General features: G+C 50.7%; 27 protein-coding genes. 10 read left to right on the forward strand and 17 right to left on the reverse strand.

The features are described from left to right. Window positions 1-41 precede the first annotated feature (41 nt). The 3 genes from AWJ19_RS23200 to rpiA all read right to left on the reverse strand — a co-directional run bounded on the left by AWJ19_RS23200 (window position 42) and on the right by rpiA (window position 1,658). A complete protein-coding gene (locus tag AWJ19_RS23200; RefSeq protein WP_068727447.1) occupies window positions 42-482 on the reverse strand; it encodes a GNAT family N-acetyltransferase in 441 nt (146 codons plus the stop codon). Between the two features lie 14 nt (window positions 483-496). Further along, window positions 497-895, reverse strand: a complete 399-nt coding sequence (locus AWJ19_RS23205) for a VanZ family protein (RefSeq protein ID WP_068727449.1) — start codon at window positions 893-895, stop codon at window positions 497-499. A 76-nt stretch (window positions 896-971) separates the two neighbouring features. Further along, window positions 972-1,658 (reverse strand): ribose-5-phosphate isomerase RpiA, encoded by a 687-nt coding sequence (rpiA, locus tag AWJ19_RS23210; protein WP_068727451.1) that lies wholly within the window; start codon window positions 1,656-1,658, stop codon window positions 972-974. 74 nt (window positions 1,659-1,732) lie between these two features. On the opposite strand from rpiA, the gene AWJ19_RS23215 reads away from it, so the two are divergent. Then, window positions 1,733-1,930 carry a hypothetical protein gene (locus tag AWJ19_RS23215; protein ID WP_068727453.1) on the forward strand — a complete coding sequence of 66 codons (198 nt, stop codon included), beginning with the start codon at window positions 1,733-1,735 and terminating at the stop codon, window positions 1,928-1,930. Between the two features lie 8 nt (window positions 1,931-1,938). On the opposite strand, the gene AWJ19_RS23220 is transcribed toward AWJ19_RS23215, so the two are convergent. The 3 genes from AWJ19_RS23220 to AWJ19_RS23230 are packed head-to-tail and all read right to left on the reverse strand — an operon-like array spanning window position 1,939 to window position 3,462. Continuing rightward, entirely contained in the window at window positions 1,939-2,415 is a 477-nt protein-coding gene (locus AWJ19_RS23220; protein WP_068727457.1) for a GNAT family N-acetyltransferase, read from the reverse strand. Window positions 2,416-2,453: 38 nt separating this feature from the next. Next, window positions 2,454-3,008, reverse strand: a complete 555-nt coding sequence (locus AWJ19_RS23225) for a macro domain-containing protein (protein WP_068727458.1) — start codon at window positions 3,006-3,008, stop codon at window positions 2,454-2,456. Beyond that, window positions 2,992-3,462: a hypothetical protein gene (locus AWJ19_RS23230; RefSeq protein WP_128083675.1), complete on the reverse strand. Its 471-nt coding sequence runs from the start codon at window positions 3,460-3,462 to the stop codon at window positions 2,992-2,994. The genes AWJ19_RS23225 and AWJ19_RS23230 overlap by 17 nt, the downstream gene beginning before the upstream one ends. A 225-nt stretch (window positions 3,463-3,687) precedes the next feature. Between AWJ19_RS23230 and fsa the strand changes: the two genes are divergently transcribed. The 3 genes from fsa to AWJ19_RS23245 all read left to right on the forward strand — a co-directional run bounded on the left by fsa (window position 3,688) and on the right by AWJ19_RS23245 (window position 6,119). Then, window positions 3,688-4,341, forward strand: a complete 654-nt coding sequence (gene fsa, locus AWJ19_RS23235) for a fructose-6-phosphate aldolase (protein ID WP_068727461.1) — start codon at window positions 3,688-3,690, stop codon at window positions 4,339-4,341. A gap of 119 nt (window positions 4,342-4,460) precedes the next feature. Further along, window positions 4,461-4,901 carry a MarR family transcriptional regulator gene (locus AWJ19_RS23240; protein ID WP_068727465.1) on the forward strand — a complete coding sequence of 147 codons (441 nt, stop codon included), beginning with the start codon at window positions 4,461-4,463 and terminating at the stop codon, window positions 4,899-4,901. Window positions 4,902-4,913: 12 nt separating this feature from the next. After that, window positions 4,914-6,119 carry an MFS transporter gene (locus tag AWJ19_RS23245; protein ID WP_068727467.1) on the forward strand — a complete coding sequence of 402 codons (1,206 nt, stop codon included), beginning with the start codon at window positions 4,914-4,916 and terminating at the stop codon, window positions 6,117-6,119. Between the two features lie 8 nt (window positions 6,120-6,127). Here the strand turns inward: AWJ19_RS23245 and AWJ19_RS23250 are convergent, their stop codons facing one another. From AWJ19_RS23250 to AWJ19_RS23260, 3 genes are all read right to left on the reverse strand, one after another. Further along, entirely contained in the window at window positions 6,128-7,393 is a 1,266-nt protein-coding gene (locus AWJ19_RS23250; protein ID WP_068727469.1) for an MFS transporter, read from the reverse strand. Between the two features lie 192 nt (window positions 7,394-7,585). Then, window positions 7,586-9,940 (reverse strand): RNA polymerase recycling motor HelD, encoded by a 2,355-nt coding sequence (helD, locus tag AWJ19_RS23255; protein WP_068727472.1) that lies wholly within the window; start codon window positions 9,938-9,940, stop codon window positions 7,586-7,588. Between the two features lie 45 nt (window positions 9,941-9,985). Beyond that, window positions 9,986-11,017 (reverse strand): aromatic acid exporter family protein, encoded by a 1,032-nt coding sequence (locus AWJ19_RS23260; protein WP_068727474.1) that lies wholly within the window; start codon window positions 11,015-11,017, stop codon window positions 9,986-9,988. Window positions 11,018-11,411: 394 nt separating this feature from the next. On the opposite strand from AWJ19_RS23260, the gene AWJ19_RS23265 reads away from it, so the two are divergent. Further along, complete coding sequence (locus AWJ19_RS23265; RefSeq protein ID WP_068727476.1) at window positions 11,412-11,906, forward strand: hypothetical protein; 495 nt, start codon at window positions 11,412-11,414, stop codon at window positions 11,904-11,906. Window positions 11,907-11,973: 67 nt separating this feature from the next. On the opposite strand, the gene AWJ19_RS23270 is transcribed toward AWJ19_RS23265, so the two are convergent. Beyond that, complete coding sequence (locus AWJ19_RS23270; RefSeq protein WP_068727478.1) at window positions 11,974-12,618, reverse strand: phosphatase PAP2 family protein; 645 nt, start codon at window positions 12,616-12,618, stop codon at window positions 11,974-11,976. 110 nt (window positions 12,619-12,728) lie between these two features. On the opposite strand from AWJ19_RS23270, the gene hfq reads away from it, so the two are divergent. Next, entirely contained in the window at window positions 12,729-12,950 is a 222-nt protein-coding gene (gene hfq / locus AWJ19_RS23275) for an RNA chaperone Hfq (protein ID WP_039872699.1), read from the forward strand. Between the two features lie 170 nt (window positions 12,951-13,120). On the opposite strand, the gene AWJ19_RS23280 is transcribed toward hfq, so the two are convergent. Next, entirely contained in the window at window positions 13,121-14,227 is a 1,107-nt protein-coding gene (locus AWJ19_RS23280; protein WP_068727479.1) for a lactonase family protein, read from the reverse strand. A 225-nt stretch (window positions 14,228-14,452) separates the two neighbouring features. Between AWJ19_RS23280 and AWJ19_RS23285 the strand changes: the two genes are divergently transcribed. Further along, window positions 14,453-14,788 carry a hypothetical protein gene (locus AWJ19_RS23285; RefSeq protein ID WP_068727480.1) on the forward strand — a complete coding sequence of 112 codons (336 nt, stop codon included), beginning with the start codon at window positions 14,453-14,455 and terminating at the stop codon, window positions 14,786-14,788. A gap of 227 nt (window positions 14,789-15,015) precedes the next feature. Further along, complete coding sequence (locus AWJ19_RS23290; protein WP_068727482.1) at window positions 15,016-16,230, forward strand: peptidylprolyl isomerase; 1,215 nt, start codon at window positions 15,016-15,018, stop codon at window positions 16,228-16,230. An 82-nt stretch (window positions 16,231-16,312) separates the two neighbouring features. Here AWJ19_RS23290 and AWJ19_RS23295 read toward each other — a convergent pair whose 3' ends face one another. From AWJ19_RS23295 to AWJ19_RS35975, 3 genes are all read right to left on the reverse strand, one after another. Further along, window positions 16,313-16,507: a hypothetical protein gene (locus AWJ19_RS23295; RefSeq protein WP_068727483.1), complete on the reverse strand. Its 195-nt coding sequence runs from the start codon at window positions 16,505-16,507 to the stop codon at window positions 16,313-16,315. 75 nt (window positions 16,508-16,582) lie between these two features. After that, entirely contained in the window at window positions 16,583-17,182 is a 600-nt protein-coding gene (locus tag AWJ19_RS23300) for a nitroreductase family protein (RefSeq protein ID WP_068727485.1), read from the reverse strand. Between the two features lie 240 nt (window positions 17,183-17,422). Then, entirely contained in the window at window positions 17,423-17,614 is a 192-nt protein-coding gene (locus tag AWJ19_RS35975; protein ID WP_198536627.1) for a hypothetical protein, read from the reverse strand. On the opposite strand from AWJ19_RS35975, the gene AWJ19_RS23305 reads away from it, so the two are divergent. Further along, window positions 17,613-18,638, forward strand: coding sequence for a metallophosphoesterase (locus tag AWJ19_RS23305; RefSeq protein ID WP_198536628.1), 1,026 nt, complete (start codon window positions 17,613-17,615; stop codon window positions 18,636-18,638). The two genes, AWJ19_RS35975 and AWJ19_RS23305, sit on opposite strands and share 2 nt — an antisense overlap. Next, complete coding sequence (locus AWJ19_RS34275) at window positions 18,575-18,883, forward strand: hypothetical protein (RefSeq protein ID WP_241781863.1); 309 nt, start codon at window positions 18,575-18,577, stop codon at window positions 18,881-18,883. Before AWJ19_RS23305 ends, AWJ19_RS34275 begins: the two co-directional genes overlap by 64 nt. A 141-nt stretch (window positions 18,884-19,024) precedes the next feature. On the opposite strand, the gene AWJ19_RS23310 is transcribed toward AWJ19_RS34275, so the two are convergent. From AWJ19_RS23310 to mmsB, 3 genes are all read right to left on the reverse strand, one after another. Continuing rightward, window positions 19,025-20,539 carry a copper amine oxidase N-terminal domain-containing protein gene (locus AWJ19_RS23310; RefSeq protein WP_082708080.1) on the reverse strand — a complete coding sequence of 505 codons (1,515 nt, stop codon included), beginning with the start codon at window positions 20,537-20,539 and terminating at the stop codon, window positions 19,025-19,027. 101 nt (window positions 20,540-20,640) lie between these two features. Beyond that, window positions 20,641-21,309: a TraX family protein gene (locus tag AWJ19_RS23315; RefSeq protein WP_068727486.1), complete on the reverse strand. Its 669-nt coding sequence runs from the start codon at window positions 21,307-21,309 to the stop codon at window positions 20,641-20,643. 191 nt (window positions 21,310-21,500) lie between these two features. Further along, window positions 21,501-22,664, reverse strand: coding sequence for a multiple monosaccharide ABC transporter permease (gene mmsB, locus AWJ19_RS23320; protein ID WP_068727488.1), 1,164 nt, complete (start codon window positions 22,662-22,664; stop codon window positions 21,501-21,503). Window positions 22,665-22,668: the final 4 nt, after the last annotated feature.

Consider the following 22,668-nt stretch of genomic DNA (forward strand, 5'->3'; position numbering starts at 1 on the left):
TCCCGGATAGCTTCCTTTGAACGGCACCAGCTGAGTGCCTTTTATTCTTCGTCCTCGTTCTCTTCTACTTCATACACACAGCGGAACATCTCAATGCCCGCCGGATTCTCGCCAAGACTGTACACCATGAATCCCAGCGAACGATAAAAGTCCGCAGCAATCTCATCTTCAGTCTCTGCAAGCAAGTAACGCGGCTGACGGGCAGTCAGCAGCTCAAGGATCATGCCGCGTGCATAGCCCTTGCCTCTGTTCTCAGGCAGAACAGCAATGTGGCGGATGTCCAGTGAACCGTCCTCGGTCTCTTCAAAGCCTATCAGGCCTAGCAGCAGCCCCTCTTCTTCCCAGCCGCACAGCTGCAGCGCAGCATGCTTGCTGTATTCGGCTGAAGCGCGCCACAGCGCATCCGGTTCATCGATTACGGCGTAAGACAGCAGCTCATCCACTTCCGCTGTTCCGACGCGCTGCTTCAGATCTATCAGCATAAATGTTAATCCTCCTAAATGTGTTTATTTATACGAAGCAGTAAATATCCAACCCATACACCTATTAGATTGAGCAGCAGATCATCAACATCGAAGCTTCCGACCCGCAGCAGCATCTGAAAGATTTCAAGCAGCAAAATACTAGGAACTGCCCATAAGGTCAGTATGAATAAGGAACGGAATTTTCTCAGCAGCAACGGGAATAACACGCCAAACGGAATGAATACGGCCACATTGCCAACGAGGTTAATCAATCTGCCAGTGAAGGATACTCCGTTATCCAAATTAAAATAAAGCTTTACGGTACGAAACAGCTCCAGATTATATTTCAGCGGCCCCTCCGTCCGGACCGTTCGTCCAAAACCAAGAAACATCCAGTATATTACGGCCGCACTATACAGAAACAGCAACATCCATTTCCCAAGCTGCAGCCGCGGACGGATCTGTGAGCTTCCGGTACGTGAAGGACTGCTTCGTTGTTTTCGCGGTTTAGAGATGGGTCTCACCTTCGATGATCTCGATGCTGCCGTCTTGCTTGCCGATAATAGCCATGCTGGCAATACCTATGAACAGCCCGTGATCCACTACGCCTGAAATGCCCTGGAGCTGTTCTGCCAGCTCTGGGGCTGAAGCGATCGCTCCAAAATGGCAATCGGCAATGTAGTTGCCGTTGTCCGTCCGGTAGAGCTCATCACCGCTGCGGCGAAGCTCCGGATTGCAACCGAGCTTGGCAAGCTTCGCTACCGTCCATTCCCAGGCAAACGGTACAATCTCTACCGGCAGCGGAAATTTACCAAGTGTCTGCACCGCCTTACTCTCATCCGCAACAACGATCATCCGCGTGCTGCCCATCGCCACGATCTTCTCACGCAGCAGGGCTCCGCCGCCGCCCTTGATCAGCTGAAGTTTGCTGTCCAATTCGTCCGCTCCGTCAATGGTCAGATCCAGGCTGTCGATCTCGCTGAAGGCCACCAGCGGAATGCCCAGTTCACGTGCCTGATCCTCAGAAGCCTGCGAAGTGGCCACAGCGGTAATGTTAAGGCCCTCCCGTACACGCTCGCCCAGCTTCCGGATGGCCCAATAAGCGGTTGAGCCAGTTCCCAGACCTACCTTCATCCCGTCTTGCACATATTCCACGGCTTTCTCCGCAGCCAGCTGCTTAACATTGACACTCATTTTAATACCCCCATATTTTCCTATATAATGGTCTATAAATATCAATTAATCATTTACTTCCGGGAGGATTCACGATGAGAACCGCAAATCAGATCCAGTCCAAAATCAATGAGCTGACTCTTCAGCGCAGGGCACTTACGAGCAGGCTGGCTCCGCTTCCTCAGGACAGCCCCCAGCGGGAGGGCTTAAGCACCCAGCTGAGCAGGCTTGACGATATGATCCTGATGCTGGAATGGGTGCTCGACGCGCCGGCCGGCAAATACCATGCCTGACACGGCATTCAGGACAGTATCTTGCCGTAGCAGACACTGTCCGGATCGCCGATATACTGGCCGAACAGGTCAATGGGCCGGTAGCCGTGCTTGACATAAAGCGCAATGGCTTCCGGCTGTTTAATTCCGGTCTCCAGCTTGATCTCCACGCATCCTGCGGCAGCAGCCTTTCCCTCCAGATCCACCAGCATTTTACCGGCGATGCCCATCTTGCGGCTGCCCGGTTCCACATAGAAACGCTTCAGCTCCATCACACTGCTGTCCTTCTCCAGCGGCCGCAGTCCCCCGCAGCCAACCGGCTGTCCACCCAGATAGGCTACGACGAAGGTCATCTCTTTAACCTTGGGGTCAGAGAAATCAACCACATAGATCATTTCATGCGGGTAGCGTGCCTTCAAATCCTCATCCAGACGTTCAATCAGATCCCGCAGATCCGTATTATCGGGCTGGACAGTAACAAATTTCAATTCAGTAACAGATGACATCTCCAGGGCTCCTCCGTCCTTCCGGTTAACCGGTCTGTTTAGATATAAGTTTTAAGCGTTTCCTCGTAGAGCCGGGCATTGTCCGGCTCAAAGCAGATAAAGGTGATGGTATCCAGCGGCAGCTTGTCCGGCTCAGTGCTTTGAACGTAATCTACAACGGTAGAAAGAGCCGTCTCGCAGGCCAGTTTTTTCGGGAAATTGTAGATACCCGTGCTGATATTAGGAAAAGCAATACTGCGTGCTCCGCGGGCGCAGGCCAGGTCAAGGCTGCTGATATAGCATCTGGCCAGCGTCGCCTCCTCCCCTGCACCTCCGCCTTTCCAGATCGGTCCGACAGTATGTATAATCCCCAGGTTAGGCAGTCTGCCAGCTGTTGTAAATGCAGCCTCGCCCGGCATGACGCCGCCCTGCTTCTGGCGGATTACCGCACATTCGGCGGCAATCTGCGGTCCGCCGGCACGGTGGATCGCCCCGTCAACTCCGCCTCCGCCGTAAAGTCCGGAATTGGAGGCATTAACGATGATATCGCCTTTCCAGGCTGTGATATCTCCGGTACTCACCGATATAACCACATGATTAATGCGGACTTGCATATCCGGCTTCCTCCCTCACCGTAGCTTCCAGATTGATAATCAGCTCTTTTTCCCCTTTGCGGTCAGCCTTGCCGGGAAATGATAAGTGTTCAGACAACACACGCTGAATGGATGCAGCGCGGATACGTGTCTGCATCCATTGCCGGGCATCCTCAAGAGTCATTTCTCCGGTACCAGCCGGTACGCGGCATAGAGCATAAGTAGTCCCTGTTTCTCCCTCATGGAGCTGTTCCTCCGGTTTGGACAGCACGGTATATTGAAATAAGGGTACCGCCTCCGGCCTTTCCTCATCCACGCGAAATTGCTCAAAAAATACGGAATACATGAGTTTTCCGGTTGGGGCCGCAGCGCTTTCAGCCTCCTGCTGCCTGATCAGCCTGCTGTTCTGATAGGCGATCAGTCCGGCGGCAAGCAGCAGAAACAAGGCGGCACCGGCAATTGCCGTGATCATCATGCTCACCTGCCATTCGCGTTCTTTTATACAACACCGTTACTATATTATCATGGGAAATGATGCCGGGGAATGGTCCTGAGGGGTGTAATTCGGATTAAAACGAAAATTCTATAAAGTTAAATTGAAATATTCATATTAACAGTTGAAACTTCGTGCAGCATGATACATAATGAGGTTGTACAAGCTGTTTGTCAATCCATAAGATATCAAGGAGGAATAGCTTCAATGAAATTTTTCTTGGATACCGGTAATATTGAAGAAATCAAACGGATTACCCGGCTCGGATTAGTGGATGGCGTAACGACAAATCCGTCGCTGATCGCCAAAGAAGGCAGATTGTTCAAAGATGTGATCAAAGAAATCGTTGAGATTGTACCCGGTCCTGTAAGCGCCGAGGTTATCGGCCTTACTACTGACGAAATGCTGAGCGAAGCGCTTGAAATTGCAGAATGGGCACCGAACGTAGTTATCAAGCTCCCGATGACTGAAGACGGCCTGGCTGCATGCTACGAGCTGACCAAACGCGGCATCAAGACCAACGTTACCCTTATTTTCTCCGCCGCACAGGGCCTGATGGCCGCTAAGGCCGGCGCTACTTATATCAGCCCGTTTGTCGGCCGCCTGGATGATATCGGGGTGGACGGAATGAAGCTGATCAAGGACCTGAAGACAATCCTGACCAATTACGGGCTGTCCTCCGAGATTATTGCAGCCAGCATCCGCAATATCGCCCATGTGGAAGAAGCGGCGATTGCCGGCGCACATATCGCGACCATTCCCGGCTCCCTCCTCCCATCCCTGTGGAAGCATCCGCTGACTGATAACGGGATTGACCGATTCCTTAAGGACTGGGAATCGGTACCAAAGGAAGCAAAATAACAGATTCATTGTGAAGCACCTCCCTGCGCGGGGGTGCTTTTTTTGCGCTGCATAAGTTGACATTATTAATTGTCATAATTATAATTGTCATAACAACTATTAATGAAAGGACGATTCCTATGTCCGGTTCCCCCCAACAATTTCTGGGCTTTTTGCTTGGCTCTACCTACCGGAGAATTTCCACCGCCTTCGCCCGTGCGCTAAAGCCTTATGATATTACTCCTGAACAATGGTCTGTACTGCTGATGATTGTCGACCGCAGCGGAATTAACCAAAAGGAGGTTGCAGCCGCAGCCGCCAAAGACCAGCCTACAACCGCAAGAATTGTTGAATTGCTGCTCAAGAAGGGCTTCATCACGAAATCGCTGAATCAGAGTGACCGCCGGGCTTTCCTGCTCTATCCGACCGAGGGGGGTAAGCAGCTTATCGAAAACACCGTCGCCCTCGAACGGCAGGTCATCACCACAGCTGTATCAGGCCTTACAGACATTGAGCTTGAACAGCTCCGCGGCATGCTGGAGCTTATCTATCACAACACAGAGAATACACAACTAGAATAGGAGCAGAACATATTGAATCATTCATCAGAACGCTTATGGACCAAATCGTTTATCACTCTTACCATCTGTAACCTGCTGCTGTTTATCGGCCTGCAGATGACATTGTCGACTTTGCCTGTCTACGCCAAAGACAGCTTATCCGCTACATCAGTACAGATCAGTCTGGTTACCAGTCTGTTTGCGCTTAGTGCTATTGCTTCCCGGCTATTCGCCGGCAAAGCAATGGAAAAAGGCGGCCGCAATCTGCTGATCTTCCTTGGCGTGGCAATCTGTATAACCGCCGTAGCCGGCTATTACTGGTCCGGGACGGTAACGGTCCTGCTGCTGATGCGCATGCTGTTCGGCATCGGCTTCGGCATGGCCAGCACTGCATTCCCGACAATGGCCTCCGATGTCATTCCGATCCGCCGGATGGGTGAAGGCCTGGGCTACTTCGGGCTTTCGACCAGTCTGGCCATGTCAGCCGGTCCGCTGATCGGACTCAGCCTGCTGCAGGGTCCAGGCTTCAGCTCTCTGCTGATGTGCACAGGGCTCGCCATTGCTATCATTCTGCCGCTGGGCTACCGCCTGACCCGAAGCCTGCCGGCTCATCACAGAGAGCCTGCGCCGGCCATAATACCCGGGCCTAAGGGCAATGTGTTCCATAAGCTGCTGATCCCCGGCCTGCTGAATCTGCTGCTGTCGGTTTCCTATGGCGGACTGCTTGGCTTTCTTGCCCTGTACGGACAAGAGGCGCATTTGGACCACATTGCTTACTTTTTCCTGTTTAACGCCGTGGCTATCGTCATTATCCGGCCTGTTTCAGGTAAAATCTATGACCGCTTCGGCCCGGCAGCCCTGCTGATTCCCGGCAGCCTGTTCATAATAGGCGGACTGCTGCTGCTCTCCTTCGCCTCCTCAACCGCTGCGCTGTTTCCGGCAGCACTCTGTTACGGCATCGGTTTCGGTTCCATGCAGCCTGCGCTGCAGACCTGGATGATCCAGTCCGTCGATCCCCGTCAACGCGGGACGGCCAACGGGATGTTCCTGAACTCCCTGGATTTCGGAGTTGCTATCGGCACCATGATTCTGGGCACTGTTGCTTCGTACAACTCCTATGCCGAGATGTACCGTTATTCAGCACTGGCTCCTTTGCTGCTGCTGGTCATTTATAGCATAGTTCTCATTACAAAGCGGCGCAGCCGTTCAGTATCCAGCAAGGTGCAGGTTAGCCGGTAATTAGACGGTTACCGGGCACGCTGGCGGATTCCGCGCGGAAGCTGGAGTTGTTTTTCACCTCTCTGACCGCTTCCGGAGCTCTTTTTACCGGGAGTAACGGCCAGGAGCGTAAGCAACCCTCCTACTGCGCTGACTCCAGCCATGGTACCGAAGAGCAGCCATTGCCCCCTTGGCATCAGCAACGATACAACAGGTGGTCCCAGGGCTACACCGATGAAGCGCATGCTGCTGTACAAGGAGGTGATTGTTCCGCGGTTTTTCTGGTCAATGCCTTCAGTAATCAGGGCATCCATACAAGGCAGTGCAATCCCGATACCCACCCCACCCACACTAAGCAGCCCTACCAGCCAGTATAATCCTGAACCAAACCCCGTAATAACCATGGCCGCAGTTATCAGGAACATACCTCCGCAGCCAATCCATTTCATCCGCGGCTTATTTTGCCCGATGATTTTGCCGCTTCCGTAGGAGGCAAGGCACAAGAGCGCAAGCGGAATGGCCAGCACGAGACCTTTTATCACCCCGTGAATATTATATTTGTCCTCAAGCGTTTCCGATAAATAAAAAAGAACCCCGAATGTTACAAACATACATACACCACCGATGGCAAAAATAGCATACAGCCACCGCCCGTGCTCCCGCAGGATAGCAACAATGCCTGACATAAATTCTTTAAGGCTCTGCTTATCAGCTTCCCGTTCCGGCTCCTTAACCAGAAACAGCACAAGCAAAAAAGAAATAATGCATAAAACCGGAATCGAGATAAATGGAGCGTACCACAGCAGCAGCCCCAGATAAGCACCGAGAATCGGACTGAGCACCTTGCCGAAGGTATTGGAGGTTTCAATCAGGCCGAGACTTTTGCTTACCACTTTTTCGTCCTTGAACATATCCCCTACAAAAGGCAGGACAATGGGAAAAGCCCCTGCCGCACCGATCCCTTGCAGCACACGTCCCCCCAATATGATCCAGTATGCCGTTATTCCTTTGGTAAACAGGGCAGCAGCGATACATACAGCTCCGCCGGCAGCAGCAATAATCAGGCTGGGCATAATGATTTTTTTGCGCCCGAACCGGTCAGAGAGATAGCCGGCAACCGGAATCATTAGAATAGCCATTAAGCCATACAGCGTAATCAGCAGGCTGACCTGGAAGGAGCTGATATGAAGCTCACGCGAAATTTGCGGCAGCACCGGGAGGAGCATGGAGTTGCCGAGGGTCATAATAAGCGGAATGGAGGCTAACGCCATAAGATCCCATTTCTTATCCTTCATGGAGTGACCACCTTTACTGTCATTGACAATCCCCGTTAGTGTGCTTGGTTCTGTCCGCCTGTATGCACACAAAATAAACCCGCAATGTGAGGCCCTCAAAAACATAGGATTTATACAAAAAATGGCGCAGAACAGTCCCATTAATAGGGCTGTCCTGCGCCATTTTCTATATTGTTCGGTTTGATGCCGCCATTACAGCAACCCGGCTTCCGCCGATCCTGCCGCTGCCGGATCGGGCAGAAATGAGCTGGGCCGGCCAAGGCTGTAAATATGCAACAGATGCATAGCCCGGGTACAGGCGGTGTAGAACAGCTTGCGTTCATTTTCCCTGCCGTACTTTTCCTGTGAGCCATCATAAATAATAACAGCATCAAACTCTACGCCTTTGGCCAGGTAGGCGGGAAGCACGAGCGTTCCCTTCTGGAAATTCGGGGTTTCCTTGGTCACCAGTCTGACCGGAAGGCTGTTTTGCAGCTTGGCATGCACTCCGGCGCTCTCTTCTGCCGTTTTGCAGATTACAGCTACATAATGATAGCCTGCGGCATGCAGCTTCAGCACATCCTGCTCCACTGCAGCCAGCAGCTCGGGTTCACTGTTCACAACGGTAAGAGACGGAGCTTCGCCCCGCCGGTTGAAGGGAACGATCCGTTCTCCGCCGGGAATCATGGCCCGGGTAAATTCCACTATCTCATAAGTTGAACGGTAGCTTCTGGTCAGGGAGATTACCTCTGTATTGTCCTCCCCGTAAATACTAACCAGGCTGGAAAGATCGCCAAGCACCTCACCTTGTGCATAGATGGCCTGGTTGAGGTCCCCCAGCACCGTCATTTTGGCCCGGGGAAAGAGCCTGCGCATAAATTCAAGCTGGAACGGGGAGTAATCCTGCACCTCATCTATAATAACGTGGCGGATGAGTGTATTTGTGCGGAACCCCTGGCTCAGCTCCTTCAGATACAGGAAGGGAGTTGCATCTTCATAGGCCAGCTCACCTGCGGCAATCGTATCTAGAGTAAGCCTTGAGATTTCATCCCAGTGCTCCGGCAGCCCTGCCCCGGAATTCAAGCTGTCCATCAGCCTGCGGTCCGTAAACATCCTGCTGTAAAGCCCTTTGACATCGACGAACCGGCCGCGCTTGGTCCAGCCGCGCAGCGGCTTCAGCTTCTGGCTGACGATATAGCGGGCCAGCATGCTTTTCTCGGTATCAAAATCATCAAAGCTCTCATTGTGCCCGCCGCCCTTGCGCCGTGTCATCTGGTACGCACGCTGGTAGTCGCTCGTATCCAGCAGTTCCATCTGCTCCTCTACCCACGGGGCACTGCGCTCTTCTACGCTAAAAGCGGCAATTTGCTTGAGCAGCCAGCCGGTCATAAGATCGATCCGGTTCGCAAGCTTGATATTGGGGTCGTAAGTATAGAACTGCCGCTGCATCTCTTCCTTGCTGACGATAGCTTTTCCCTGAAACATCAGCGGTTTGAACAGCATCCCCTCATGCTCAAGCAGATTGACATATCTCCGGATGGCATCAAGAAAAGCTACCGACGATTTATAGCCGATTCCGGCGCGGCGGATTTCCGCAGACGGATGATCCGGCGCGGCCAGCAGGCTCTCGGTCTGGCTGAATACATCTTCAAGCTGAAATTCCTGTCCGAGCCTGTGTTCCAGGTACATCTGGAAGGTGGTCTGCTGCATGTTTTCTTCACCCAGCTCGGGAAGTACCGTAGAAACGTAGCTGTTGAACAGCGGGTTCGGCGAAAACAGCAGCATCTGGTCTGCCTGCAGAACTGCACGGTATTTATAGAGCAGATAAGCTACACGCTGGAGCGCCGCTGAGGTTTTACCGCTGCCCGCCGCTCCCTGCACGACCAGCATCCGGCTCCGGTCATTACGGATAACCGCATTCTGCTCCTTCTGGATTGTAGCTACAATGCTTTTCATCCGGTCATCGGCACTGTGGCTCAATACCTGCTGCAGCAGTTCGTCGCCGATGGTCATCCCGGTGTCAAACATGACCTCAATCAACCCGCTGTCGATCACAAACTGGCGCTTGAGCTCCATCGTTCCGCTGACCAGGCCTCCGGGCGTCTCATAGGCAGCAGGTCCGGGAGCTCCATCGTAATAAAGGCTGGAAATGGGTGCACGCCAGTCATAAATCAGGAAGGTTCCGTCGTCCTCCATCAATGAGCCGATTCCAAGGTAAATGCGCTCTGCCTCAGCTCCGGGCTGTTCTGAGAAATCAATCCGGCCGAAGTATGGCGAATTTACCAGCTTTCTATATTTTTTGAGCGCCTTGCTCGACTGCAGATGATGACGCTCCCGTTCATTCAGGATTTGCGCCTGCTGCCGCAGGCTGGTCGAGGTCTCCCCCAGATCATCCGGGCTGCTGAAGTTTACTGTAACCTCTTCCCAGAAATCTTTGCGCATATCGACAACATCGGTACGGTGCAAGCCCAGCTCTTCTGAGAGACGGCGGATATGTGCAGTTAGCAGCCGGGTAATTCCTGTCACCCGTTCCTGTTCTTGTTTCCATTCTTGATCATGTTTCTCCACTGTATTTCATCCCCTTTGAAAGGTTGACGTTCAAGTCTGCTCCGGTTATTCCTTCTCATCACTGTTCACCCGGTTGATCTGATCCGCCAGCCGGTCAAGCCGGTCAAGCTGGTACCCATAATCATAGATCGCCGCCGCTACCACTGACAAGCGCAGCTGTCCCGATTTCTCGGGATTATAGCCCTGGATGGCCGCCTCCAGGAACCTGTCATTGTCTTCGGCAAGCAGCTCCGAATCATTGGAGCCCGGCTTCAGCTTGTCTTCGAACTTGAGCAGAATGTACTCATGATATTTAATCAGCTGCTCCAGGTGGCGGTCAAACAGCTCATCGGTCCGCTCGGTCCGTTCTGCCTGGAAATAATGGCGGTCAATCGCCTCCAGCACCTCAAAGCCTTTTTGCAGGGTGTGCAGCAGGTTTTTATATACGACCATTTGCCGGGTCTGGCTGTATTTTGCCCTGCGCAGCTGTTTCTGTTCCTCCTCGAAGAGGGCATACTTATCGGCCAGCGACTTGATCGAGCCTTCCAGCGCATTTTTTTCATCCCGGAACACACTTTCCTTCATCTCATGCGAGACTGCGGTCCGCAGCAGCAGTGACAGGCTGGTAAAAACATTCTCGATCTGCTGGATGTACTGCTTGCGCGGCTTGGGCGGGAATACGCTGATATTTATAAGAAATGCAGAGACAATCCCGGTCAGTGTAAGCAAAAAGCGGGTCAGTGCGAACTCCCACTGCCCGGACGCCTCCATCACAGAGATTACAGTAACCAGAGTCAGGCCGATGGTGTCAGCTCGGTTCATTTTCATACTGATCATAATAACCAGAATACATACAAGTCCTACTGCAATCGGTTCATTAGACAGGAGCATCCCGCCCAGCAGCGCAATCACCGCTCCCATGGTGCTCGTCTGGATCTGGTCCAGGAAATACCGCCATGAGCGGTAAATGGACGGCTGCATGGCAAATATTGCTGCTATGGCTGCGCCGACAGGAGAAGAAAACTGCAGGAGTACAGATAAATAAAGGGCAAGCGTAACTGCCATTCCTGTTTTTAATATGCGGGCGCCAAAAGCCAAATCCATCCCTCCTAAAGTTTTGCATAGCATATGCATCCAATGTAGTTCTTCGGCAAAACTGCTTCGGAAGCATACGCTTAGTTTTGCATAGCATATGCATCCAATGTAGTTCTTCGGCAAAACTGCTTCGGAAGCATACGCTTAGTTTTGCATAGCATATGCATCCAATGTAATTCCTCGGCAAAACTCGTTTTCGGAGCATTCATCTAAAGTTTGTTCACATCCGTTATGTATATCCTGTAAGTCTTCCGTCAATCTCTATAGGGTACATATGTAATTACCCATGAACCATGCCGGCGAATTTTTAGACAGGCTTAAGCCAAGCTTCATGTTTCTTTCAGCTTTCCGGTAATACTGTGTACGGAAGTACCATTCCATCCCAAGAGGTGAACGCATGAGCAACAAGATCAGAAGAATTGCAGCATTTACGGCAGCCGTCATGCTCTGCCTGGCTCCGGCCGCTGCTTATGCCGAGACAGTTCCAGGCAGTACGCCTACACCGGCAGCAGACCATACCAGCCCCGGAAAAGAGCAGCCGTCACATCCGCATCACAGCAAGGGCCTGAAAACAGGCGGGCATTTTATCCTGGGCGAAACCGCTAGGCTTCTTGAAATGGACCGCCGGGAGCTTATGGACAGCCTGAGAAACGGACAAACCCTTTACAGTCTGGCCAAGGAAAAAAAGGGCTGGAGCGAGGACCAGTACATTCAGAAGCTGAGTGAAGCTGCCAGCCTCAAGCTGGACGAATCCCTCGAGGAGGGCCAGCTGACCAAGGAAGAAGTCAAAAAGCTGAAAGCAGGACTTCCGGCATTGCTGAAGCTTAGCATTTCTGCTGCCGCCAATTCGCATAAAGGTAATCCTGGAAAGCCGGCAGTACCGGTCCAATAAGCCGCGATACGGACACCCTTGCCTGTACAGGCTGACGGTGTCCGTATTTTATTTATACAGAAAGGCTTTATTTCCGCTGCCGGGTATTCTGGTAAGCTTCAAAGCAGGCAACCGACAGCATCAGCCAGGCGCCGCTTGCCGCATATCCGCCTATCACATCGCTGGGATAATGGACCCCCAGATAGATCCGGCTCCAACCGATGCCAAGGGTCATAAGTACAGTGAACAGAATCAGTATAAGCCTTTCTCTTTTCCGCCGCATATGACGCCAGAGCAGGTATGCCAAGGCCCCGTATAAGGAGAAGGCAGCCATGGAATGACCGCTCGGAAAGCTGTAGCCAGCCTGTTCGATCAGGCGGTGAATACTCGGACGCTCCCGTTGAAACCACAGCTTGAGCCAGGTATTCAGCAGCTGGGAGCCTAAGCCCACCCAGAGGAACAGAACGAGCTCCATCCGGTGCTTCAGTACAAAAAAGAGCATCACCATGGTAACAAGTGAAATCGTAACCGCCAGCTTCGATGAGCCGACAAGTGACAGGCTTTTAGCCAAAGAAGTCAATCCTGGCGACTCCGCTGATTGTACGGCATGAATGATGGAATTGTCAAAATAGGCCGTCTTGTTCAGTGCCACAAGCAGCGCAATGACGGCAAAACCTAATGCAAACCATAAAGAGAACCGGAATCCTCTGGACCATCTGCGGTATTGAAACATAACAAACCCCTTGTCTGATACGTATTCTGTGAAGACGTTGCCTGAGAACCGTCTTGCCGTGATATAATGGGACAGGAAGACAATTCATATAAAGATGGAGTGCTGCCAAAGTGGAAAGTCTAAAGCTGCAGGAGCGTTTGTTGAACCAGTGCATTTCAACAAAGGTGCCCGTAACGATTTTTACAACTAACGGAGTCAAAATGCAGGGACTCGTCACCTCTTACGACGCTTATACAATCACCCTGACAGGACAGGGCGACGGCAAACAGAACGTTTTGTTCAAATCAGCGGTCTCCACTGTTGTACCGCTCAAGCCAGTTTCGCTTAAATAGGCAAGTAGAAACGGCTTCGCCGTCCTTAAAAAGGCGGCAACCGTTTCTGCGGGAAATATCAGACCTGTATAGATCTGCAAGTTTATACTTTCTGATATTTTTAAAAGGAACACCGGAGCCAGCCCTTCCGGTGTTCCTTTTTTGGTCAATCAGTATGAAGCCGGCCTGAATCAGGCAGGAAATACTGCCGGCTTAACACAAACCGGCTTGGACGTCTTCGCTTCGTTACCGGTAAAGGTCAACCGTCCGGTAGCTTGATCGAGAGAGAATACAACCAGGTTATTGCCGTCACGGTTGGCTACAATCAGATATTCACCATCCGGTGTAACAGTGAAGTGGCGCGGATGACCTCCACGTGTAGACACATGCTGGGCCAGCGTAAGCTCTGCCGTTTCAGCATTCACTGCATAGACCACAATACTGTCATGCCCGCGGTTCGAGCCATACAGGAAGCGTCCGTCCGCCGAGAAGGCAATCTCTGCACATCCGTTATTTTTATAAGAATAATCATCCGGCAGCGTAGGCACAGTAACTACTGTCTTCAAGGTTCCTGACTCGCTGTCATACAGGAAAGAGGTGACTGTGCTGTTCAGCTCGTTAATGACATAGGCGGACTTGCCGTCCGGATGGAATACAAAATGACGGGGGCCTGCTCCTGCCTCCACCTTGATTTCACCTTGAACCTCAAGCGTATTTGCATCCCGGTTGACCCGGTAAGTACGGATCAGGTCCAGGCCGAGATCGGAGACAAACAGGAAACGCTCGTCCGGACTGAAAACAGCCGAATGGGGATGCGGCTTCTCCTGGCCAGGCACTGTTCCTTTGCCCGTATGTACAGCAGTATCGGTCAGGCGCACCGGCGTGCCGTCAGCATCTGTACTCAGCAAGCCTACAAGGCCGCCATGATAGCTGCATACAACGATAACTTCGCCAGCGGCATCCCTGTTAATATGACAGGTTGTCGTCTGTCCTGCTTCTGAAGCAGGCATTGTGGCAATCCGGTTCAGCTCTGTCAGGCTGCCTGTCTGCGGATCAATAGCAAGGGTTACGACCTCGCCCTCTTTAACCCCGTCACTGTTAAGCTTCTCGCCAATCGCATACAGCCGGTTCTTTGCAGTATCTACATTAACAAAGGTAGGATTGGCGATGCCCTGCACACTGTCCAGCAGCTTCAGCGTACCTCCTGCCTCCCCGTCAAACGCATATACTTGTACCCCGTTATCCTCAGCACTCGCATAGGAGCCGGTAAACAACAATAGTCTGGAATTTTCTTTCATCTCGGTTTTCCTCCTCCATAAGTCCATCCGGTGTTTTATATGCAGCCTGGCTCTCATTCAAACTACAGCCATCTTTATAATTTACATTTTTTCAGCGTCTATGACAAATGCAACGGAAAAAATGACAAAAAACATTTCAAAAATAAGACTTCTCAAAGAATTAAGAATATGCTATAATGAAAGCGCTAACACGCGTCGTTAAAATTGTATAAAGGGGGAACACGAATGAGCAGCCTGCTGGAAGCCAGAAATGTATATGAGGACTTCGAGGTGGAAACAGACATTCTGTTCTTTAAGGTCGGGGACCATGATCTGGTCATTTTTCACGGCAGAAACTATAACATTAAAAAGAGAATGACTGCCGAGCAATTAAACCGTTTGCTGTCGAATTCCAGTTACTATCATGTTTACGGAGGCTGCTATGTAAATCTGAACAAGATCAGCGCCATTGAAGACGACTGCATCTATTTCGGAGAGAAGGGCCTTTACGCCAAAAATGTCCGTGTTCCCAGACGGAAACAGGAAAGCATACGCCATCTGCTGAAAGGGCTTACTACTTGAGCAAGGATTTGAATGCAGAAACAGGCTGACCTTATGCAATCTAATGACTTCTGCCAACAAGCCGGAGCGCACGGGAATCCCCTGCCTCCGGCTTTTTTCCTTTATCTTAATAAAAACTTAAAAAGCGTTTTTGCTTTTTTATACTTTCTTAAGGTTTGGAATCGGAATTTCTGGTAAAGTTGTAGAAAGACAGGCATCACCTATACCGAAGGGAGTCATTAATTATAATGGACAAAAAAGAATTTGAAACAAATGAGCAATTGAACAACAACGCAACATCCGAAGAGACTGACGCTTCCGCAAACACCAATGAAGCACCAGTGGAAGCTGAAACGGTTCCTGCAGCGGCAGAAGAAACTGTTACTGCAGCACATGAACCGGTTGAACCAGCTAATAATGCAGCAGCAGATGTAACACCTGAAGCTGTTCCTGTGATGAGCAAGGTTGGCGGCGGCAATACTCCTCCCTCCTCCCCTAAAGGCGGCAAAGGCTGGATGATCGCATCGATCGTTCTTGCAGCAGCACTGATTATAGTATTAATCAAACCGCCTTTCCAGAAAGATGACAGCAGCGTTGCAGTGGCTACCGTCAATGGTACCGATATTACCAAAGCGCAGCTGTATGATAAGCTGGTTGAAGCAGGCGGCGAATCGACCCTGCAGAACCTGATTACAACTACGCTTGTAGACCAGGAAGCCAAGAAAGCCAACATTACAGTTACCGACGAAGACATCAATGCTGAAATTGAAGACCTGAAAACCCAGTTTGGCGGTGAAGATGCACTGAATGCCGCACTGGCCCAAAGCTCCATGACGATTGATGATCTGAAGGCGCAAATGCCGCTGCAGGTTGAGATCCGCAAGCTGCTTGAGCCTAAGGTTACCGTTACCGATGAAGACATTACAACCTACTTTAATGATAATAAAGCCACCTTTAACCAGGAAGCAGAAGTACAAGCTTCCCATATCCTGGTTGCTACCAAGGAAGAAGCCGATGCGATTGTCAAGCAGCTTAAAGAGGGCGCTGATTTCGCTACCCTGGCTCAGGAGAAGTCTTCCGACACCGGTTCAAAGGACAACGGCGGGGATCTCGGGTTCTTCAAAAAGGGAGACATGGTTCCAGCGTTCTCTGATGCTGCCTTTGCCCTCAAAGTCGGTGAAACCAGCGGTGCTGTGAAGAGTGATTACGGCTACCATGTTATCAAGGTAACGGACCGCAAGGACGCTCATGAATACACGCTGGAAGAAAAGAAAGACGAAATCAAAAAGACCCTGATTTCCCAGAAGGTGTCCGAGATGTCCTCCACCTGGCTGCAGGATCTGACTACAAACGCTAAGATTACCAACACCCTTACTGATGAGCCGGAAGCCTCTGCAACACCGGAAGCCTCTGCTGCAGCCTCCGATTCCCCGGAAGCAACAGAAGCACCTGCAGCTAAATAAGCTGATCAAATGACAAAAGGACCAGACGGTTAACAAAACCGCTGGTCCTTTTTATGCTGCCGGTTTAAGCTGACAGCAATTGCTATGTGTTTTTCTTGCGGATCTGCTTGTCGTGATTCTCGCCCCACTCTTTGGCCTGTGCTGTGGCAATAGCAATGGCCCGTCCTTCATCGTATCCGTCTTCCAGCAGCGCATTGGCGATTTCAATCGCCTTGTTGCGCACCGGTGCCATGAAATTCTTCAGGGAATCCGGATAGTTATCCTTGTTCCAAGGCATAACAAAAACCTCCTTAATCAGGTTATAGTACTACTTATCCTGAATAAGGAGGTTTCAAACAGTTATGGCCGGTGCTTATTTAAGCACTTTTACACGCTCTTCAATCGGCTGGAATTCTTTAGGTCCCGGTGCGGTAACCGTCTTGCCGAACGGCAGCTGGGCAATCAGCTTCCATTCTGCCGGAATGCCGAAGGTTTCCTTCACTTCATCGTCGATCAGCGGGTTGTAGTGTTGAAGCGAAGCGCCAAGACCGGCTTCGGAGAAGGCAGTCCAGACTACATATTGCAGAATACCCGAGGACTGATTCGACCAAATCGGGAAATTGTCAGCGTACAGCGCAAAATTCTCCTGCAGATTCTTCACAACAGCCTGATCCTCAAAAAACAGAACAGAGCCGTAACCTGCTTTGAACGAAGACAGCTTCTGGGCTGTACCTTCGAATTGCTCTGCCGGTACAATTTTGCGGAGCGTTTCAGCAGTGATATCCCACAGCTTATCATGCTGTTCGCCAAGCAGAACTACCGCTCTGGAGCTTTGGGAGTTAAAAGAAGTCGGGCTATGTAATACGGCCGCTTCAACAATTTCCTTAATTTGATCATCGGAGATCGGGGATTCCTTGCTGATTGCATATACGGACCGTCTTGCTTCTACAGCTTCCAGAAAACTCTTAGACATAAGATAACTACCTCCATTAAATTTAGTAACTAACTTTTGTATATCTTAACACTTCTATTCCGATAAAACAACATCTATTTCATATTTTTTCCTGCTGCTGTGATTGTATCCACCCTTATTCTCGCAGTAATCTGTTTGTTTATACGCTTTCCACTATTTTCTATAATCACGGGAGCTTGATTCGAAACACCTGCCTGCCCATGCCGATATACAAAACCGCTGTAAATGCGCTACAATGGTTCAGCCATATTGTTGAAGGAAGGTCCTAACCATGATATTTTCCGCCAAAAGAAACGGTTTTCCGTTTAAAAAATCACCCTTGATTGCTTTTACCATACTACTTGCAGCAGTTTCTCTCCTGCCCGGCTGTAAAGACACAAATTTGTCATCTGGCTCTCCCGAAGAAGGAACAGTTCCTGCTGTCGGCTCCATGACCTCTACCCAGCCGGTGTCATTCTGGGTTGCAACAGATACCCATTATCTTAACAAGTCACTGCAAGACGGCGGACCAGCCTTCCAGAGCTATGTAAACAGCGGTGATGGCAAAATGCTGCCTTACAGCGATGAGCTTATGGAGGCGCTAGTCCATAATGCAGAGCTGAAAAAGCCGCAATTTCTGATCCTGAGCGGCGATCTGACCAACAACGGTGAGGCGGACAGCCACAAAGAGCTTGCCGCCAAGCTGAAGCGTATCGAGAAACAGGGCACCTCTGTTTATGTCATCCCCGGCAATCATGATCTGTTCAACCCCTGGGCAAGATCGTTTAAGGGTGACAAACAGATTGTGACTGACCATATCACCAGTCAGGATTTCACGGAGCTGTATGCTGATTACGGATACAATGAAGCTATTTCAAAAGATGCGGGCAGTTTGAGCTATGTTGTGGAGGCCTCACCGGGCTTATGGCTGCTTATGATTGACAGCAGCCAATATGTAAACAACGAGAAATACGGATTCCCGCAGACGGACGGGCGGATTCTTCCGGCGACTTTATCCTGGATAAAAGATTGTGTAAAGCTTGCTTCAGAGCAGCACGCTTCCATCGTAACAGTGATGCACCATAATCTGCTCAGCCACACTTCCATGTCCGTATCCGGTTTCAAACTTAACAACAGTCAGGAGACGATGGCAGCCCTTCGTCAGGACGGCCTTAATCTCGTGTTATCCGGACATATTCACATGCAGGATATCCGCCGTGATCCTGCAACCGGCCAGACAGCAGCAGATTCAGATCCCCTTCCGGTGTACGATATTGCCACCAGCGCCTTTGCCGTCAACCCGCACCAGTATGGCGAGATGACCTTTGATCCCCGGTCCCGGAAAGTCACTTACCATACCGCTTCGGTTGAGTCGAGCAATGGGCGGCAGACAATGGAATTACAGATCCGAACCTGTTACATTTCAAAGCATATGCCGAGCAGTCTTTTTCAGAAAGCTCTTATAACAAAGCTATGAAGAATCTGAAGGACAGCAGCTTTGGCGAAGCAGACAAGCAATCTATGGCCAGGATGATGTCGGCGCTGAATGTAAAATATTTTGCCGGCACAGCCGGCACTGATGCAGAAGCCATAAAAGCAATGCCGGGTTACAAGCTATGGCTGAGCCAGAAGGAAGGCTTCATGTCCGGATACATCAGCAGCATGCTCAAGCCCAAGGAGCAAAGCAACATAGCACTGGAAATGACTCTGACCACACAGTAAGCAGCATTGCTGCAGAATGGAGCCTGCAATGACCACCCGAATAGTGCTTACTTTTGCCGAATAATATGAATCCGTAGCAAAAAGCCGGAGTCCCGCGTCAGGGAACTCCGGCTTTCTATTAATTCAGATAAGTTACACTGGTTAAGGGCGTTCGATCCAGATGTAGCCATCCTCATCCTTCTCAACCTTCGCATGCAGTCCTTCGGCCAGCACACGGAGCGGTACATTGGCATCCCCGTATTCATCCACGAATACCGGAAGCGGCAGCTTCACCGTTTTCCCGCCCACAAGTGCCTGATCGGAACCGATTTTGAATACGACTGCATCTCCGTATACATCATCAGTTACAGTAATGGACTTGTTAGCACCATCCCAGGTCACTTCGGCATCCAGGTCCTCAGCTACATAACGCAGCGGAATCCAGGTGGTCCCTCCGATCACTACCGGATAATAATAGTCGTCATCCGGGGTAATCATCAGCGTTTTGGCCGTTATTTTCATATCGTCCTTAAGCACATTGTATACAGTAGAGCCCGGCTCAAAATTACGCAGGGTTTCACCCGGAGTCAGCTCGGTGTTCGACAGGTCCAGAGCACCGTCCTTGCTGATCAGATCTGCGGTAACCGCCCCGTTCACATTCCATGTCTGACTCTGTGACTGAACCGAAATGCTCTTCAGCGGCAGGTCCTCACTCGCCGGCAGCGCAACGGTAAGGTCAATGTTCTGCTTGCGGATATGGAAGCCGCTGTCTACAAACAGATCTACCTTCAGCTTCGTATCCTTGCCCAGCACAGTAGCCATTTCAGGTGTTGTCTCGTAAAGACTCTCAAGCTGCTTGTCATAGACAAGCAGGAGTGCATCCACAGCCAGCTTGGCAGCATCATGGGCCACGGTTACAACGCCTTCCTTATCCTCCAGCGGAATATCTCCCAAGCCGAGCATATCCAGCTCTTCATCAGCTCCGGCTGCTGTCAGGATCGGATACAGGTAATCATACAGACCGCCAATCAGGGCAGTAAAGCCTTCTGTATCCTTCGAAACGGATTTGAGGAAGCTCTTCACCAGAGCAGGCAGCTCATCGCCTGTAATTTCGGTATGTAGCTTCGTCAGGTTCAGCTGCTGGCCATACACGGTTTCACTAACCGAAGTAGCGCTGATAGCAGCCGGGTTCGGCAGATTCTTCACTACAAATTGGGTAACAAGCTTGGAAATATCCTGCAGCTTGCTCTCATCCAGCCCTTCTACCCCAAGCGAATCCTCATAGCTCTCAAGCGGGAAATAGAACGGCTGCTTGGCTCCCTCTGCATTAAAGACCACCGCCTCCTGATCCATGGACAGGTTAAACGGTACAGTCGCCTGCTTGTAGGTTACGGATCCGGCTGCGGAAACATTACCGTTATCCTGCAGCTTTACATGCGCGATATTAACAGAAAAAGAATTGATAAGTTCGATCATTTCCAGATCCTCGGCACTGATTCCGTCAGCCGGAACAGCCTTCAAGGATAAGGTAGTGCTGGATTCCATTGATTTGACATCAAGATCCCCCAGCAGTGCCTTGTTAACGTCCAGCCCTCCGACTGTTTGGCAACCTGCCAGAATCAGCAGCAATGCCAGTACCGGCAGCAGCCATTTGGTGCCTTTCTTCATTCTCCTCATAGCATGACTCCTTTATCGGTTATTTGTACATCTATCCATCAACTCAAAAGAGGAAGGACTTGCCGTTAAAAGTGCTATATACCCTGGTTAAAGGAACTCTCCTAAAGCATAAACAGAGTTTTCCATTGAATATTTACCCAATCCTGGTAAAGCATAATCTTGATTATGGCCAGTACCGCCAGGTGACCCGGATAAAAGGACCACCATACCCAGCGGGGCAGGCGTCTTTTCTCAAGGAAAGCCCATGCAGCCGGAAATACCGCAACAAGAATGGTCGGTACGATACTGAACATCTGGACCAGCCAGCCGCTATAGAACAGATAGAAGCTATTCAGCACAAAATGGGCCAGAATCAGATAATACGAACGTGCATAACGGAAGATCAGTACGAGGATCAGACCGTAGGCATTATAATCAAGCGGAAGAACATCCATTACATAGACAGCTATCAATACAACCGGAATGCCCAGCCAGAGCGACGGCAGCTTATCCAGTATAAGCAGTACAATGGCGGATAGCAGCAGCGTAAAGACAACATTCCAGCCGCCGGGGTCTAGCGCCATATTGTATGGAATCTGGGCAATAACCGCAATGAGCAGCAGCCTCATCAGATACCTTGGTCTCGATTTAGTATGTATATGCCCTTGCACCAGCCCGTAGCAGTAAATCGGAAAGGCGATTCTTCCAATGATTCTCCAGCCCATCTCATCCGGGAAAAAGATGTAGCCTATGTGGTCGATAAGCATTGTAAGCATTGCAATAACCTGCATCTCCGGCCTCCTGATTTAAGTTCTATGAATGCTATTATCCAATGCTTTGCCGGACAGTGCAAGCCTGCCTACTATTTCCACAAGCTGCAAGCGTTTTCCTTTAGTTAGGAAATATTTATTCTTATATAAAATGAAAGCCGCCCCGCTAGTGCGGAGGCGGCTTTGACTGTGTCTGCGGCATCAATAGCCGGTTAGGCAGTTTTTGATTTGTTGTAAATGTCAAACCCTACAGCCAGCAGCAGAACCAGACCTTTAATGCCCTGCTGCCAGTCTACACCAAGGCCGACAAGGGACATTCCGTTATTCATAACCCCCATGACCAGACCGCCGATGATGGCTCCGACTACCGTGCCGATCCCTCCCGAAGCCGAAGCCCCGCCTATGAAGCAGGCTGCAATAGCATCCAGCTCAAAATTGGTTCCGGCCTTTGGGGTAGCCGAATTCAAGCGGGCAGCAAAGACCAGGCCGGACAAAGCGGACAGTACGCCCATGTTTACGAATACCCAGAAGGTGACCCGTTTGGTTTTTACACCTGAAAGGCTCGCTGCTTTCTCATTGCCTCCCAGCGCGTAGATATGACGGCCCATCGTCATATTGTTCATCACAAAGGAGTAGACAGCAATCAGCACCAGCAGGATGAGGAGGATGTTGGGAATCCCGTTATACTGAGCGAGGACAAAGGTAAACAGATTAATAACGATAATAAGTGCAGCCGCCTTCACCATTGAAATCCAGAGCTGCGTTTGTTCAAATCCGTATTTGATCGAAGTTCTCCGCGTTCTGATCTCTTGAAGGACTACCAGTACAGACAGAATAATGCCTGCCAGCAGTGTCACTACATTCAGCGTGCTTCCGTCAGTGAAATCGGGAATGAAGCCGGAGCTGATTTTTTGGAACGTCTTGGGAAAAGGGGCAATCGACTGCCCGTTCAGCACAATCATCGTTAATCCGCGGAACAGCAGCATGCCTGCCAGCGTTACGATAAATGCAGGGATTTTGATATAGGCAACCCAGAAGCCCTGCCAGGCGCCGACAAGTGCACCCATCAGCAGCGAAATGACAACGGCCAGCACGGGATTCATCTGCTGCTCAACCATCATAATGGCCGAAAGCGCCCCGATAAATGCGGCGACAGAACCGACTGACAGGTCGATGTGGCCGGTGATGATCACCAGCACCATGCCGATCGCAAGCACCAGAATGTAGCTGTTCTGCAAAATAAGGTTTGTCACATTCAACGGCTTAAGCAGAATGCCGTCAGTCAGAATCTGAAAGAAGACGGAAATGAAGATCAAGGCAATAATCATGCCGTATTGGCGGATATTCTTTTTGAAAAGTTCACTGATTGCTCCCATTGGT

This window comes from Paenibacillus sp. DMB5, assembly GCF_001517085.1.
GTDB lineage: Bacteria > Bacillota > Bacilli > Paenibacillales > Paenibacillaceae > Paenibacillus_AQ.

Excerpts from the sequence above, each read along its gene's own strand:
- AWJ19_RS23200 (WP_068727447.1), bottom strand. The coding sequence starts at position 482 with ATGCTGATAGATCTGAAGCAGCGCGTCGGAACAGCGGAAGTGGATGAG.
- AWJ19_RS23205 (WP_068727449.1), bottom strand. The coding sequence starts at position 895 with ATGTTGCTGTTTCTGTATAGTGCGGCCGTAATATACTGGATGTTTCTT.
- rpiA (WP_068727451.1), bottom strand. The coding sequence starts at position 1,658 with ATGAGTGTCAATGTTAAGCAGCTGGCTGCGGAGAAAGCCGTGGAATAT.
- AWJ19_RS23215 (WP_068727453.1), top strand. The coding sequence starts at position 1,733 with ATGAGAACCGCAAATCAGATCCAGTCCAAAATCAATGAGCTGACTCTT.
- AWJ19_RS23220 (WP_068727457.1), bottom strand. The coding sequence starts at position 2,415 with ATGTCATCTGTTACTGAATTGAAATTTGTTACTGTCCAGCCCGATAAT.
- AWJ19_RS23225 (WP_068727458.1), bottom strand. The coding sequence starts at position 3,008 with ATGCAAGTCCGCATTAATCATGTGGTTATATCGGTGAGTACCGGAGAT.
- AWJ19_RS23230 (WP_128083675.1), bottom strand. The coding sequence starts at position 3,462 with ATGATGATCACGGCAATTGCCGGTGCCGCCTTGTTTCTGCTGCTTGCC.
- fsa (WP_068727461.1), top strand. The coding sequence starts at position 3,688 with ATGAAATTTTTCTTGGATACCGGTAATATTGAAGAAATCAAACGGATT.
- AWJ19_RS23240 (WP_068727465.1), top strand. The coding sequence starts at position 4,461 with ATGTCCGGTTCCCCCCAACAATTTCTGGGCTTTTTGCTTGGCTCTACC.
- AWJ19_RS23250 (WP_068727469.1), bottom strand. The coding sequence starts at position 7,393 with ATGAAGGATAAGAAATGGGATCTTATGGCGTTAGCCTCCATTCCGCTT.
- AWJ19_RS23265 (WP_068727476.1), top strand. The coding sequence starts at position 11,412 with ATGAGCAACAAGATCAGAAGAATTGCAGCATTTACGGCAGCCGTCATG.
- AWJ19_RS23270 (WP_068727478.1), bottom strand. The coding sequence starts at position 12,618 with ATGTTTCAATACCGCAGATGGTCCAGAGGATTCCGGTTCTCTTTATGG.
- AWJ19_RS23280 (WP_068727479.1), bottom strand. The coding sequence starts at position 14,227 with ATGAAAGAAAATTCCAGACTATTGTTGTTTACCGGCTCCTATGCGAGT.
- AWJ19_RS23285 (WP_068727480.1), top strand. The coding sequence starts at position 14,453 with ATGAGCAGCCTGCTGGAAGCCAGAAATGTATATGAGGACTTCGAGGTG.
- AWJ19_RS23290 (WP_068727482.1), top strand. The coding sequence starts at position 15,016 with ATGGACAAAAAAGAATTTGAAACAAATGAGCAATTGAACAACAACGCA.
- AWJ19_RS23295 (WP_068727483.1), bottom strand. The coding sequence starts at position 16,507 with ATGCCTTGGAACAAGGATAACTATCCGGATTCCCTGAAGAATTTCATG.
- AWJ19_RS23300 (WP_068727485.1), bottom strand. The coding sequence starts at position 17,182 with ATGTCTAAGAGTTTTCTGGAAGCTGTAGAAGCAAGACGGTCCGTATAT.
- AWJ19_RS23305 (WP_198536628.1), top strand. The coding sequence starts at position 17,613 with ATGACCTCTACCCAGCCGGTGTCATTCTGGGTTGCAACAGATACCCAT.
- AWJ19_RS35975 (WP_198536627.1), bottom strand. The coding sequence starts at position 17,614 with ATGGAGCCGACAGCAGGAACTGTTCCTTCTTCGGGAGAGCCAGATGAC.
- AWJ19_RS23310 (WP_082708080.1), bottom strand. The coding sequence starts at position 20,539 with ATGAGGAGAATGAAGAAAGGCACCAAATGGCTGCTGCCGGTACTGGCA.
- AWJ19_RS23315 (WP_068727486.1), bottom strand. The coding sequence starts at position 21,309 with ATGCAGGTTATTGCAATGCTTACAATGCTTATCGACCACATAGGCTAC.
- mmsB (WP_068727488.1), bottom strand. The coding sequence starts at position 22,664 with ATGGGAGCAATCAGTGAACTTTTCAAAAAGAATATCCGCCAATACGGC.